The organism is Streptomyces sp. NPDC006259 (assembly GCF_042870975.1).
In the GTDB taxonomy this organism is placed as follows: domain Bacteria; phylum Actinomycetota; class Actinomycetes; order Streptomycetales; family Streptomycetaceae; genus Streptomyces.
The window spans coordinates 899114-912750 of the sequence record NZ_JBIAHY010000002.1; the positions used below are offsets into that span (position 1 = coordinate 899114).

General features: G+C 71.5%; 13 protein-coding genes. 5 read left to right on the forward strand and 8 right to left on the reverse strand.

What is annotated here, in order from left to right; translation table 11 throughout:
• Nucleotides 1-83 precede the first annotated feature (83 nt).
• Nucleotides 84-1163, forward strand: a complete 1080-nt coding sequence (locus tag ACFYO5_RS09895) for a rhamnogalacturonan acetylesterase (protein WP_388706341.1) — start codon at nt 84-86, stop codon at nt 1161-1163.
• A gap of 37 nt (nt 1164-1200) precedes the next feature.
• Nucleotides 1201-2157, forward strand: coding sequence for a GDSL-type esterase/lipase family protein (locus tag ACFYO5_RS09900; RefSeq protein WP_388706344.1), 957 nt, complete (start codon nt 1201-1203; stop codon nt 2155-2157).
• A gap of 224 nt (nt 2158-2381) precedes the next feature.
• Here ACFYO5_RS09900 and ACFYO5_RS09905 read toward each other — a convergent pair whose 3' ends face one another.
• From ACFYO5_RS09905 to ACFYO5_RS09925, 5 genes are all read right to left on the reverse strand, one after another.
• A complete protein-coding gene (locus ACFYO5_RS09905; RefSeq protein ID WP_388706347.1) occupies nt 2382-5108 on the reverse strand; it encodes a molybdopterin-dependent oxidoreductase in 2727 nt (908 codons plus the stop codon).
• Nucleotides 5109-5110: 2 nt separating this feature from the next.
• Nucleotides 5111-5935, reverse strand: a complete 825-nt coding sequence (locus tag ACFYO5_RS09910; protein ID WP_388706350.1) for an FAD binding domain-containing protein — start codon at nt 5933-5935, stop codon at nt 5111-5113.
• Nucleotides 5936-5968: 33 nt separating this feature from the next.
• Entirely contained in the window at nt 5969-7171 is a 1203-nt protein-coding gene (locus tag ACFYO5_RS09915) for an ABC transporter substrate-binding protein (RefSeq protein WP_388706352.1), read from the reverse strand.
• Between the two features lie 329 nt (nt 7172-7500).
• Nucleotides 7501-8049, reverse strand: coding sequence for a GNAT family N-acetyltransferase (locus ACFYO5_RS09920; RefSeq protein ID WP_388706355.1), 549 nt, complete (start codon nt 8047-8049; stop codon nt 7501-7503).
• Between the two features lie 48 nt (nt 8050-8097).
• The gene (locus ACFYO5_RS09925; RefSeq protein ID WP_388706358.1) at nt 8098-8694 is read right to left on the reverse strand and encodes an ALF repeat-containing protein; all 597 of its coding nucleotides are present in this window, start codon (nt 8692-8694) and stop codon (nt 8098-8100) included.
• 167 nt (nt 8695-8861) lie between these two features.
• Between ACFYO5_RS09925 and ACFYO5_RS09930 the strand changes: the two genes are divergently transcribed.
• Nucleotides 8862-9074, forward strand: a complete 213-nt coding sequence (locus tag ACFYO5_RS09930; protein ID WP_388706360.1) for a transposase — start codon at nt 8862-8864, stop codon at nt 9072-9074.
• A gap of 1143 nt (nt 9075-10217) precedes the next feature.
• On the opposite strand, the gene ACFYO5_RS09935 is transcribed toward ACFYO5_RS09930, so the two are convergent.
• The gene (locus ACFYO5_RS09935) at nt 10218-11084 is read right to left on the reverse strand and encodes a GyrI-like domain-containing protein (RefSeq protein WP_388706362.1); all 867 of its coding nucleotides are present in this window, start codon (nt 11082-11084) and stop codon (nt 10218-10220) included.
• Nucleotides 11085-11474: 390 nt separating this feature from the next.
• On the opposite strand from ACFYO5_RS09935, the gene ACFYO5_RS09940 reads away from it, so the two are divergent.
• Nucleotides 11475-11951, forward strand: a complete 477-nt coding sequence (locus tag ACFYO5_RS09940) for an ATP-binding protein (protein WP_388706365.1) — start codon at nt 11475-11477, stop codon at nt 11949-11951.
• A gap of 124 nt (nt 11952-12075) precedes the next feature.
• Here ACFYO5_RS09940 and ACFYO5_RS09945 read toward each other — a convergent pair whose 3' ends face one another.
• Entirely contained in the window at nt 12076-12423 is a 348-nt protein-coding gene (locus ACFYO5_RS09945) for a hypothetical protein (RefSeq protein WP_388706368.1), read from the reverse strand.
• A gap of 296 nt (nt 12424-12719) precedes the next feature.
• On the opposite strand from ACFYO5_RS09945, the gene ACFYO5_RS09950 reads away from it, so the two are divergent.
• On the forward strand, nt 12720-13061 hold the full coding sequence (locus ACFYO5_RS09950; protein ID WP_388706371.1) for a DUF5713 family protein: 342 nt from the start codon (nt 12720-12722) through the stop codon (nt 13059-13061).
• A 276-nt stretch (nt 13062-13337) separates the two neighbouring features.
• Here ACFYO5_RS09950 and ACFYO5_RS09955 read toward each other — a convergent pair whose 3' ends face one another.
• Nucleotides 13338-13628, reverse strand: a complete 291-nt coding sequence (locus tag ACFYO5_RS09955; RefSeq protein WP_388706374.1) for a hypothetical protein — start codon at nt 13626-13628, stop codon at nt 13338-13340.
• Between the last annotated feature and the right edge of the window lie 9 nt (nt 13629-13637).

Here is a 13637-nt window from a genome sequence, read left to right on the forward strand (position 1 = left end):
CGCACGTCTTCCTGAGCGACGGGCCGTCCAACCTGGACCGCACGTCTTCCTGACCGAGGAAGGGATCAATGATGGATATGGGCATGCCATTAGCGCGCCATGGCAGGCACGGGGCCCGGTTGGGGGCGGCCGGCCTCCTGACCCTTGCGGCGCTGGCGGGTACAGGTGCGGCGCATGCCGATGCCGCCGCGCCGCGGGCGCTGCCGGCCGGCTGTTCCGGCACCTCGCCGATCACCTGTCACTACGGGGTCTCGCCCGGCAACTACGACGTGACGGTCTCCGTCGGCGGCGCCGCATCCGCCGGACAGACCGAGATGTGGGTGGAGGCCCGGAGGCTGATGCTTCCGGCGACGAGGACGGCGGCCGGAGCGGTCGCCACGTACGCGTTCACCGTCAACGTGCGGCAGCCGGAGGGGCAGCCGACCGGCCAGGGCGGTACGGGCAATCCCGGCCTGGACATCCGGTTCACGGGCTCCAACCCTCAGGTATCGGCCGTCTCGGTGAAAACGGCGGCCCAGCCGCTGGTGGCCTACCTGGCCGGTGACTCGACCGTGTGCGACGCGTTGACCGGCCCGTACACCGGCTGGGGCCAGATGATCACGCCTGCGGTGCGCCCAGGCGCGGTCGTCGCCAACTACGCCGACTCGGGGGAGAGTTCGGGCAGCTTCCTGAACAACTCGGCACTCTTCCCGGCGCTGCTGTCGAAGGTCAGGGCGAACGACCCCGTCTTCATCCAGTTCGGCCACAACGACAAGCAGACCAGCGCGTCCTCGTACCGCGGCAACCTCATCTCCATGATCACGAAGGTCCGCGCCAAGGGCGGCGTCCCGGTCCTGGTGACGCCACCGGTCCGCCGGCTCTTCGACGGCAACCGGCTCACGGCGACGGCGCTCCACGTCAACGGCGTCGGCGTGAACCTGCCCGCCGAGATGCGCGCGGTCGGAACGGCGCAGCGGGTGCCGGTGATCGACCTGACCGCCACGAGCAGGGCGCTGGTGGAGTCCCTCGGCCCCTCCGCCTCCGCGCAGATCTTCCTCCGCTCCGCCGTCGACGGCGTGACGGACAACACCCACTTCTCGCAGTACGGCGCGACACGGATCGGCGGGCTGGTACTCCAGAGCATCCGGGAACAGAACCTGCCCCTGACCGCGTACCTGCGCTGACGAAGGCGCGACGGCGCCCGTTCCTGGGAGGGACCGCATGAAGAAGTTAAGGACACTCGTCACCACCGCACTGCTGATCTCGTTGTCGGGTCTCGGCGCCGGCACCGCCTCGGCGACCGACAGCGGAGCGGTCGACAGCAGGGCGGTCGACAGCAGGATGGCCGACAGCGGGGCGACCGACAGCAGGACCACCGCCATCAGGACGACCGACAGCAGGACGGCGACCTGCGCCGGCGTCACACGTGCCGCGTCCCCCGACGTACGAGCGGCGGCCGCTCCCGTCACCGTGTGGCTGGCCGGTGACTCCACCATGGCCAACCCGGGTGCCGGCCGCTGTCCGGTCGGCTGGGGCAGCCAGTTCGGCGCCCTGTTCACCAGCGAGGTGACGGTGAGGAACCAGGCGGTGGCAGGGCGCAGCATCCAGACCTGGCTGTACGAGTCGAACGTGAGCGGCGTCAAGCAACCCGACGGCGAGTGCCGCCTCACGTCCCCCACGTACGCGGCTCGCTGGCAGGCGATGCTCGACGCGAGCACCGGGATGAAGGCCGGCGACTACCTCTTCCTCCAGTTCGGCATCAACGACTCCTCCTCCACCTGCCCACGGCACGTCGGACCGGCCCGGTACCAGCAGCTGCTGACCATGATGGCGCGGGCCGCCCTGGCCCGGGGCGCGCACCCGGTGCTGCTCACCCCGGTGGCCGCCATCACCTGCTCCGGCAGCACGGCCACCAAGAACCGCGGCTTCGTCAGCCAGACCCTGGGCGCCGGAGCCGCCACCGGAGCACCGGTCGTCGACCTCCAGACGCTGAGCGTCGCGCTCTACAACAGCCTGCGCTTCTGCCCCCACGACGGCGACTACGGATCAGGTCCCGTGGGCGCCTTCTTCTGCAACGACCACACCCACTTCGAAACCTATGGCGCGCGGCGGATCGCCGGACTGGTCGCCGGTGACGTACGCCGCCAGAACCTCCCGCTGGCCGCATATCTCAAGTAGCACGCGGGACCGTCCGCCCAAGACCGCACGCCGCGGCCGCTGTCGTGCCGCGGCGTGCGGCCCTCACCGCCGTGGTGCGGTCCGCCACTCCCGTGGTGCGGTCCGCCACCGCCGTGGTGCGGCCCGGCGGAACCGCCGGCTCGACGAGCGCGGTCCGATCCCGGAGGCCGCGGCGGGCATCCCGGCCCGCGCCGCACGGCAACGTCCGGACGCGGCCGGGGCGGTCACCGCTGTGCCGTGCCGTCACCTCGCCCACCGGCTGAAGTCGCCGCCCAGACGGTGTCGGGGCGCAGGGGCAGGGACGTGAATCGGATGCCGGTGGCGTCGCGTACGGCGTTGGCCAGCGCCGGGGCCACGGAGTTGTAGGGCAGTTCGCTCATGGGTTTCGGGTTGACGGCCCGGTCGTCGTCCGAGTGCTCGACGAAGTGCACCTCGGTCGGTGGCACGTCGCCGAAGCGGGGGATGGAGTAGGTGCGCAGGCCGGTGGTGGTGACGTGCCCCTCGGAGTCGGTGGCCAGGTCCTCCCAGAGTGTGGTCCCGATGCCCTGGACGACGGCTCCCTCGACCTGTCCGCGGCACCGGGTGGTGTCCATCACCGTGCCGGCGTCCGCGACATGCACGCTGTCCAGGACGCGTACCAGTCCGGTCGCGGTGTCGACCTCGACGCGGAACCACTGGGCACTGAACCCCAGGGCCGGGACGACGTCCCGGGCGGACACGGAGGCGACGGCGCGCAGAGGACGCCCGGTCGTCCCCGAGCGGGAGTGCACCGCGGTGAGCGGCAGGGGCAGGCCGTCGCAGTCGACGGCGGCCACGCCCGGTCGACAGCTGTCGGCGGCGACCCCGGTGCGGACCGCGGCCACCTCCCTGATCCGTTCGGCGAGGGTGCGGCAGGCAGCGGCGACGGCCCGCCCGGTCAGGACGAGGCCGGTCGAGGCGAAGCCGCCGCTGTGGTGGTCGAGCAGGTCGGTGTCCGCGTCGCCCAGGTGGACGCGGTCGGGACTGGTGGAGAGGGCCCGGGCGGCGATGCGGCACAGCACCTCGCCGGTACCGGTGCCGAATTCGGGGACCGCGGTGGCCAGGTCGTAGTGGCCGTCGGAGCGCAGGGCGACGGCCGCCTGCGCGATGTGCCCGTCGGCAGGCACGGTGTGCAAGGTGGCGACCGCCAGGCCCTCACCCACCGAGCGGTGCTGTCCGCCCGGTGCGGGGCGGGTCCGCAGGCGCTGAGCGCGGACCTGTCCGAGAAGCCGCAGACAGTGGAGCAGACCGGTGTCCATGACCGGGTACCGCTCACCGGCGCCGGGGAAGGGGGCCCGTTGGCCGGGGCGGAGGTAGACGCGTTCGCGGAGGGCGAGGGGGTCGAGGCGGAGACGGTGGGCGAGGTCGTCGAGGGCGGATTCGACGGCGAAGGCGAGCTGCCCGGCGCCGTATCCGCGGAAGGCACCGGCGGGCACGTTGTGGGTGCGCACGCAGGTGCCGTCGACGGCCAGGTTCGGGCAGTGGTAGAGGGCCAGGGCTTCGGTGCAGGCGACGTCGAGGACGGAGGGCCCGTGATTGCCGTAGGCGCCGGTGTCGGCGATGACGCGCAGCTTGAGGGCCGTGAGCGTGCCGTCGCGGCGCGCGCCCAGGGTCACCCGGACGTGGAAGGGGTGGCGGGTGGTGGTGGCGGTGAGTTCGTCGGTGCGGGTGTTCTCCAGTTGTACGGGGCGCCCGGTGCGCAGAGCGGCGAGCAGGGCGATGTCCTCCGTCTGCAGGTCCTGGCCGCGGCCGAAGGACCCCCCGAGACGGCCGGTGGTGACGCGGAGACGGTCCCGGTCGAGGCCGAAGACCTCGCACAGGCGTCGGCGTACCAGGTGCGGGGTCTGGGTGGCGGCACGCACGTGAAGGCGTCCGTCCGCGTCGGTCCAGACCCGGCTTGCGTGGCACTCCAGGGGGGTGTGCTGCACGCGTTGCGTGTGGAAGACGCCTTCGTGGACGACGTCCGCCTCGGCCAGCCCCCGTTCGACGTCTCCGACGCCTCTGCGGAACACGGCGGCGACGTTGCCGTCCTCGTGCACCTGGACCGCTCCCGGTCCGATCGCCTGCTCGGGGTCGGTCACGGCCGGCAGGACCTCGTAGGTGACGCGCACCAGTCGGCACGCCTGCGCCGCGGTGGCCGGGCTGTCGGCGACGACGGCGGCGACCCGTTGCCCGACGTGCCGGACGACGTCGTCGAGGACCCGGGTGTCGGCGGGGTCGTCGTCGGTGTTCTCGTGCAGGGCCGTGGAGAAGCGGGTGGGGGGAGCGTCGTGATGGGTCAGAACGGCGTGCACGCCCGGTACGGCCGAGGCGGCGGAGGCGTCGATGTCCAGGATCCGGGCGTGCCGGTGGGGGGAGCGGACCAGCGCGATGTGCAGCATGCCGGCCGGCGCGGAGTCGTCCAGCGTGAAGCGTGCGCCGCCGGTGACGACACCCCGGGCGACCGCGTCCCCACCCTCGGGGACGGGGCAGGGGGGCCGCGCCTCCTCTCCGCGCCGGGGGTGGGCGCCCCGTACGGCCTCGTCGATGGGACGGTATCCGGTGCATCGGCACAGGTTGCCCTTCAGGGCCTGCGGCAGGTCGGCGAGCTGCTCCGGGGTGAGGGCGGTCGCGGTCATGACGAATCCCGGTGTGCAGTAACCGCACTGGAAGGCCCGCGAGCGTGCGAAGGCCTCCTGCACGTGGTGCAGCTGTCCGCCCTCGGCCAGCCCCTGGACGGTGGTGACGACACGTCCGTCGGCACGGTGAGCCGGATACAGGCAGCTGTGCACCGCCAGTCCGTCGACATGAACGGTGCACGCCCCGCAGTCACCCGTGTCGCAGCCCTTCTTCACCCCCGTACGGCCCCGCTCTCGCAGATAGGTGCGCAGGCACTGTCCCGGGCGCGGCACCTCATGGCTGTCCCGGTCGTCGATCCGTACGGAGAACCCCATGCCTACCGCGCCTCCGCCAGCTCACACCGGACCTCTTCCGCCAGGTGACCGGCCAGATGCCGCCGCCATTCCGCCCGCCCGTGCACATCGGCCGGCAGGAGATCCGGTGCGAGAGCCCGCGACAGGCTCGACTCCAGCTCGCCGGCGGACGGCACACCGGGGAAGGACAGGACCACCGGACGGACCGTGGCAGCGGTGACCGCCACGTGGGAGCGCCCGGACAGCGGATCATGCGTGCCGGTGACCAGGGCGGCCGATCTGCCCCAGGGACGGGTGGCCACCCTGCGCACCGTGCTGCGCTCCGCCAGCGCGGCGGCGGGCAGCACGACCGAACGCAGCACCTCACCGGGGAGCAGGACCGTGGCCTCCGGCCCGGTGACGAACTCCCCGGCGGACACCGTGCGTTCCCGGCCGTCCAGGTCCAGGATCCGGCACGTCCCGCGCAGTGACACGGTCAGCGCGATCATGGGACCGGCGGGCAGGGCCGTACACAGGTTCCCGCCGACCGTGGCGGTGTTCCAGACCTTGAAGGAGGACGAGAACGCCCGGCAGCAATGGGCCATGAGGGCCCGCCCCGCGGGCCACGGCCCGTCGGGCGCCTCGGCGAACGACAGCAGTTCGGCGATGGTGCAGGTGGCCGCCACTTCGACGCCGGTCCCCGTCACCGTGACGGGCCGCCATCCGCACACGCCCAGATCGCGCAGGCGCCGGAGTGCGGGCCGGGGCTCGCCGAACAGGGCCGTGCCACCCGCCAGCCACGCGTCTCCCGGCAGCCACGGCAGGCGGCTCCGCCCGTCCACCACCTCACGCACCGCTGTCAGATCCATACACCCCTCCGCCTCGTCGGCCGAACCCTCAGGTCAGGTGGTGACCAGGTCACCGTCGACGGCGAGCCCGTCGACCTGTCCACCGGTGACGACGGCGAGTTCGTAGTCGTGTCGGGTGCCTCGCTGCCACTGTCCGCCGGCCAGCGCGACGGTGGCGATGTTGGGCACCGGGCCCGCGGTCCAGTCGAGCGGGCCGGCGATGGTGTCCAGGCGGGTACGGCCCAGAGCGTCGGCGACGCAGCGGCGCTCGGAGGGGTCGTCGGCGGTCGTCAGGGCGTGGATGACGACTTCGAACAAGGCGTACGCCAGGCCGAGCGGCTGGAGCCACTGGCGTCCCGTTCCCTGTTCATAGGCCTCGGCCAGCCCCGCCGCGGTCATTCCGTCGAGCGACGAGCGATACGGGTGGGCGGGCGTCCAGTAGACCAGCGTCGCCACGTCGGCGTGGGCCGGCCGCCCTCCCGCGCCGGTGACCGACGGCGGATAGGCCAGCCAACGTGAGCAGGTGATCAGACGGGGCTGCCAGCCGGCCTCGGCGGCCTGGGAGCGGAAGCGTCCCAGATCGCGGCCGGTGGCCGCGCTGGTGACGATGCCGACGCCGGCCTCGCGGAACGCGCTGATGTGCCCCTTCAGGTCGGCGCCCGGTTCCCGGTACGGCGCGGGGTCCACCAAGTGGTGTCCGCGCGCCCGGGCCGCTGGTGCGAACCCGTGCTCGGGGTGTCGTGACCAGGTGCCCTGCGGGCCGTCGTTCCACAGACAGCCGACCGCCTCGCGCCCTCCGCCGTCGGCGCGTTCCCACAGGTCGGCGAAGGTGGCGGCGATGTCCTCCAGGCCCCAGCAGAAGTGGTACGTCCAGGTGAAGGGGTGCGCGGCGTCCGCGCCGCGCCCGTAGTAGTAGACCTGCCAGGGGAAGGTGCTCGACAGGCAAGGGACGCCGATCGCTTCGCAGGCGTCGGCGACGGCCGGCAGGACCTGCGTACCCGCGAGCGTCACGATGATCTTCGCGTCCTCGTCCCGGGTGAGTTCCTCGACGGCCTGCCGAGCACCTTCGGCGGACGAGCGGGTGTCCCGGGCGGCGAGCCGGATCCGGTATCCGGTGGGGCCGAGTCCGGCCAGTCGCGGTCGTAGCAGCGTCGTCACGAAGTCCAGGGGGTCGCCCAGGTTCGCCAGCCGGCCGGAGCGCGCCACCGCCACTCCCACCGTGAGAATCCGTTCGCGTCCGTCGCTGCTCTCGCCCATCGTGCTCCCTCATGCCCTCGACCCGATCAAGGCGACGACCGTCCGCGGCTGTCCGACGGGAATCGGTCACTCGCACAGTGAGGCTCCCCTGCGGGCGGGAGGGGCAAGGGCGCCGATCGGGTGATGCCGATGCCGATGCCTTTGGCCTTGGCAACCACCCGACTCCCGAGGCCGCAACCACTACAACCTCCTGAGCCGCAACAACTACGGCTCCTGAGCGCCGTCGGCGCAGTGGGCGGGCGCGCACCTCCTCCTGACCGCGTAGCCCGGACTCCACGCCGCCGCGATCCTCGTCCGGTCAGGGAGACGATCCACAAGGAACACTCGGCTCAACCGGGCGGCGTGACCGAGGACCACACGCCGAACCACTGCTCGGCGCCGTACTCCTCGAACCGTTCCACCTTCGTGAAACCCAGCCTCGCGGCGAGGCGCATGGCCCGGTCGTTGGCGGTCTGGGTGCAGAGCACGACCGGCTCGCCGGGCAGCGCGTCGGTGAACCAGCCGAGTGCCACCGCGCACGCCTCGGCGGCGTATCCGCATCCCCAGGCCTCCCGCAGGAACAGGTAACCGAGTTCGGCCTCTCCGGCTTCCGGGCGGACGTGACCCCGACGCCCGGCGTCGCGCCGATCGAACGTGACCATGCCGATCATCGCTCCGTCGAGATCGACCACGAAAACACCGGGGCGCCGTCCGGGCACCTCGGGGACCGAGCGTTCCAACTCGTCACGGGGGCGAGAGCCACCGAGGTAGGTGCCCACCGCCGACGATGCGAACAACTCGACGAACGCCGCACGGTCCCCGGCCTCGGACTCGCGGAGCACGAGCCGGTCGGTCCTCATGGGGGCGGGTGGCCAGGCGACAGGCCCGAATTCAGCCATGGCGGGCCACCTGCCGCACACCCGTGGGAACGATCCGGCCGGGAAGGCTCAGGCGTCGACCTCGTACTGGCCGACCTCGAGGAAGTAGCGCAGCGCTTCCGGCGTGTTGTCGTCCAGCGCCGCGCCGGCCGCCGCGCGCAGGGCGTCGCTGATGTTGAGGTTGGCCAACATGCGTGCGATGGCGACACGGTCGTCCTCGGCCCGGGCGAGACGGAGACCGGTTTCGAGGAACGCGCGCACGGCTTCCGGGCTGTTGTCGTCGAGGGCCGTGTTGGCCGCACGGATGACGGCCCTGCCGCTGTCGGGGCGGGCGAGCAGCTTGCCGATGGCGACGCGGTCGTCCTCGGCCTGAGCGAGGCGGTAACCGGTGGCCAGCCAGGCGCGCATCTCCTCGACGGTGCCGTCGTCGAGAAGTTCGTTGGCCTCCCGTGTCACGCGCCTGCCGCTGTCGGGATCGGCGAGGATCCTGCCGACGGCGACGCGCAGGTCGTCGGCGTCCATCTGGTCGTAGGGGGAGCCCGCGTCCGAGACCACCGCGGCGGCGGCCGACGGCGTCGTGGCGGCGGCGAAGGACGCGACGGAGAGAAGCAGGGCCGGTGCCAGGGCGCCGGCGGCTAAGCGGAGGGTCACGCGGGTCAGTCTCATGGGGTCAACCACCTCGTGTCGTCGTCGCGGAGGGTGCGGCCGGGACATCGTCCCAAGGGGACGCGGGCCGGGTCACTGCCTGGATCAGGCAACATAACGGCCTGTCGACTGCCGACGCGCGCGGATAACCTGCCGCCGGCACCAAGCGCGTCTCCACGACCGCGCTGATGTGCACCAGACCCGGCCACCGCCCCCGGCTGATCCACCGGACCGGCCTCGAGCACGGCCCCGCCAAGGGCCGGCGCAAGGGCTACACCGAGAACGGCCACGCCCGCCTGCTCGACGCCGCACACCAGCAACACGGCGCTCCGATCGTCCTGGTCCGGGACGAGCGGAACACGCACATCAGCCGCACCTTGCGGAGGCCGATCGACGCCTGACGTGGCTGACGGTCTCCCGACCACCACTGTCAGCGCCGGGGTCCAGTCCGGTCGAGGCCGTTCGGTCGCACCTGAAACGGTCCCTGACCGCCAACCCCACCAGACACGGCATCGACCGGGCCACCGCGCCAGCGCAGCCCCGACTCGGACGGATGCGGCACCGACCGGGCCTCATCGACGGCCTCACCGCCGCGATCTCAGCCACGGAGAACCTCTAGAACGGGATCGTCAGCAGCTCCACCAGCCAGAAAACCGCCGGGATGCCAAGGCAACGCCCCGGAAGCCGGTCAGCATGAACGCGGCCAGCGCGACCCCCAGCCAGGCCACGCGGGTCGGCGCGAGCACGCGTGAGGGGTCGCGGGGGTCGTATCGAATCTCGTCGCGGCTCCCTCGCAGTGCCGGACGTGCCGTGACGTTCCGGCCGTCGAGCGTGCGACATCGGACGACATGGTCGCCGGTGCTCTCGCTGCTCGGGTCCACCTCGAACCTCGCACGCACGGTGATGCCCCGCCGCCCATCACCCACCGCGTGTCCGACTCGGCCATGCCCACCCACATGCGCAGCAGGACAACGCCGAGCGGCAACGACAGCCAGGCGGCGAACCCCGGGAAAGCGGGTTCCACCGGCAGCCATACGGCCAGGGGGAAACCCAGGACCACTACCAGAGGGCACGCCGCCACCACGGGCCGCCATGCAGCACCCGATCACGCAGACCGGCCAGCATCGCAACGGCCACACCCGCACCGACAGCCGTTGGAGTGGCCGCCGCTTCCCCGACGGGCCGGCGTCGCTCATGATCGCTTCGATCTCGGCGCCGAGCGCCGCGATCACCCGCCCGTCACGGTGGCGGACCGTCATCGCCGCGTCGGCCCGCGCGTCCCCGAAGAGGAGCACAGCCAGCGACTGCCCAGCGGCCTCGACCTGGCGGATCTGCGCCCCGGGTACGACGACAGTCGTACGCCCCCGCCTCCAGTGCAGCGCGCTCTGCTCCACCCACACCCGGGTACGGCCGTCGACCAGGACAACACCTGCCGCACGTCCAGCGCTTGATCTCCCTACAGAAGCGGATCGTAGACGTGCCGAGCGGCGGATGTGTCTGCCCGGGCGGGACTATGTCGCACCAGTGATCCACTGCCGCGGTGTTCATCCCCGCTCGGGCTCCACGGGGAGCCACAGCTCGGCGTCGGCCTCGGTCCCCGCCGGCGACAGGCGCATGCGCAGGATCTCGGGACCGGTGCGGCTGCGGTACGGGTTCGACGGGAACCATTCGGTGAAGACGGACCGCCACAGCTCCTGGACGGCCTGCGGCGCCGGTCCGGAGGCCGTGAAGACCGCCCAGGTGCCGGCCGGGACGGCCAACGCGGTCGTGCCCTCGGGAGCGGCCAGGGAGGTGATCACGCCGTGGTGGTAGTCGAGTTCGGTGCCCTCGGCGCGACTCGGGTCCAGGTCGTCGCAGACCGAGACGATGCCGTGCGGCTCCTGGTCCGACAACTGCTCCAGGCGCTCCAGGATCTGCGGGTCGATCCCGCGGACGAAGTCGATGATCGCGTGGTTGGGCCCCGCATGCACCAGCGGTACCCGGGCCCTGAGTCCGACGACGCTGAAGTCCGCCTTGTCCACAACGCGGTATCGCATACTGCCACTTCCTTCGATGGTGAGGCGGAAGGCCATCCGGGACTGGGAGTTGAGCACGGCGCCGGTACGCCGGGCCTCGCCCGGTCCGATGCCGTGCATGGCGCGGAACGCCCGCGCGAACGCCTCGCCGGAGCCATAGCCGTAGCGCACCGCGATCTGCAGCAACGTCTCACGCCCCGCGAGCACTTCGGCGCCCGCCAGGGTGAGCCGACGGCGCCGGACGTACTCCGACAGCGGCATGCCCGCGAGCGCGGAGAACATCCGACGCAGGTGGTACTCCGAGGTGGCCGCGACGCGTGCCAGCTCCGCCACCTCGATGTCCTGGTCGAGATGGTGCTCGATGTGCTCCATAGCCTGGTTCAGCCGCTCCAGCACGCCCGGTCTCCTTCCTTTTGACGATCACCACGCTAGGCGGCGCCCGCTTCGCCGGACCCGACATCCTGTGCCCGATCGAGTCGGGTGCTGAGGGAGGCGGACGCCGCCGATGAACGGATGCTCCGGTCGCCGCACGCTTCGTGGGCCTGTGGGCCTGTGGCCATCGGGGGCGGAGGCGAGGGCGCGGGGCCCTGATCTGACGGCGGCAGCACGGCAGACTCTGCGGCCTGCCCCGGGCCTGTCATGATCGGGCGGCTGTTCGAATGAGCGTTGCCTGGTCGTACGGGGCGCTCGGGTGCCCGTCCGGGTGGACGGATGTGTGTGGACTGTGCTGATGTTTGAGGGGTAGATGCGCGGGTAGCGGCGGCGCTTCGGACGTGAGGCGGATGTATGGACCTGGCGGGACAGGACGAGGGCCAGGAGCCGCTCGTGGACCGTCCGATAGCGGTTTCTGCCGCGTTCGAGGGCAGCGCGGAGATCGGTGAGGCCCGCGACCTGGCGGGGGAATTTCTGGGATCCGTGCAGGCTGTGCACGGCTTGCCGGTGTCGCAGCGGGCGATGGGCATGGTGCAGCTGGTGGTGAGCGAGCTGGTGACCAATGCCCGCAAGTACGCGCCCGGCCCCTGCCTGCTGACACTGGAGATCATCGACGGTGCCGTACAGGTGGATGTGTGGGACAGCAGTACGACGCTGCCCTCGGTGCGGGGAGCCGACCCGGACCGGGTCGGTCAGCACGGCCTGGAGATCGTGCTCGCGGTGAGCCAGAGCTTCGCTGTTCACCGGGAACCGGTGGGCAAGCGGATCACCGCGACAGTCGTCCTCGCGGACGATCCCGGCGGGGCCGCGGCCGGTCGCCAGGTCATGTGACGGGCCGCTCGCCGGAGGGCGGCGGCGCCGCTCGGACGGCCCGGGAGTCATGCTCTCGTCAGCCCAGGGGGTGCTGTCTCCCGCAGACACGTGCTTCACGGGGCTGGGACGCTGCCGGCTCGGATCACGGAACGGCGGGAACAGCGCGGGCCAGGGGTTCGAGGTCGCCGTACAGAGCCGCGTGCAATGCGGCAGCGAGGTCCCGGGCACGGGCTTCGTCCCGCACCCCGTGCAGGACGAAGTAGACCGGACCCGCGTACGCGTCCGAGCGGACCTCCCCGTCCTGGACCAGGCGATCGATCGCGGATCGGGCGGCGTCGCCCACGCCCGCGTCGACGACGTGTCCGGGACCGGCGGTCAGTGTGTCGGCTTTGACCGTCCACCGCTGGCCCTGGCTCTCGATGGCGATGAACACGACGCGCCGCGCCTGGGCCTGCCGGTACACGTCGTGGAAAGCACTACCACCCGTCACGTCAGGAATCAGACGGGCGGGGCAGGGGGTGGGCAGCGGCTCCATAAGAGCATTGTCCCAGGTTGCGGACAGGACGCCCTGTTGCCACAACGTCAGGGACCGAGCCCGCGTCCGGGGCGGCTCAGCACGTCGTCTCCTCGTCTCCTCGCCCTGACTCCCTCCGGCCACTCCGCGACCCACCACCGGTCGCCCTGGTCCCAAGGTGCGCGATGATCGCGCAACGGTCGGAGGCGCCGCGTTGTCAGTGGTCTGGTGCATGATCGGCGAGTCAGTTCTTCCGCGGGGTTGGGGGCGCTATGCCGATCATGAACGAGCAGGTAGCGGGGCGTACGTTTCTGCGGCCGCTGTACGCGGACAGGTACTTCCCCGACCACGTCCTCGACAAGGGCAAGGCGATCCTGCTCCGGCTCTGTGAGCGGATCGAGGCTGAGCGGCCGTCGGATCTGGCGGCCCTGTATGTGCTCTCACAGGCCGCGACGGAGGAGTTCAACCTGCTCCAGGCGGAGTTCGAGGAGGCCGGCAGTGAGATCGAGACGGTGGCGCGCGAGGAGATCGCCGAGGATTTCTGGTTCGTCGCGTCGGCCTACGGTTTCGCGGACGCGGATCCGGAGGAGCTGATCGCCACCCGGGATTGGTGAGCGACGACCCGACCGCCGGGGGCACATCCACTCGTAGAGCATCGCGACCAGCGAAGTGGCCACCGCCGGCGGGACGGCAGCCGTTCTCGATGGAGCCGTCGTAGAAGCCTTCCAGGTTGCACGGTGCCAGCGCGAGGTCATCCCTCGCCCCCACCCTCCTCACATGCTTCAGAGAGCGAGCACGTGTGGCGAGGGCTGGCCCGGCGTCGTCAGAGATCCCCGTCAGCGTCAGTCAACGGCACGTCCGACGACGATCAGACGATCGGGAGGCTGCGGCTATGCGCCGTCGGTGGGCTCGACCTTGCCGACGGCGGTCCACCAGGCAATCACTCGGGCGGCCATCGTTTCGGGTCGCAGGAGGAGAGGATCGAGTCCGAAGTGATCTACCAGCTCACGCCGTAGGAACTCAGCGACCATCTTCTGGTCGGCGCCGCCACGGAGCTGTCGCAGCAGGGGGGCGAGCATGCAGTCGTACTCGTCCTGGACGTCATCGGCGACGCCGATCGGATCCCACTCATTGAGCAGATGCCGCAGGCTGTTCTCGACGGAAGGGGTCCATGACTGCATCGCCCCAGC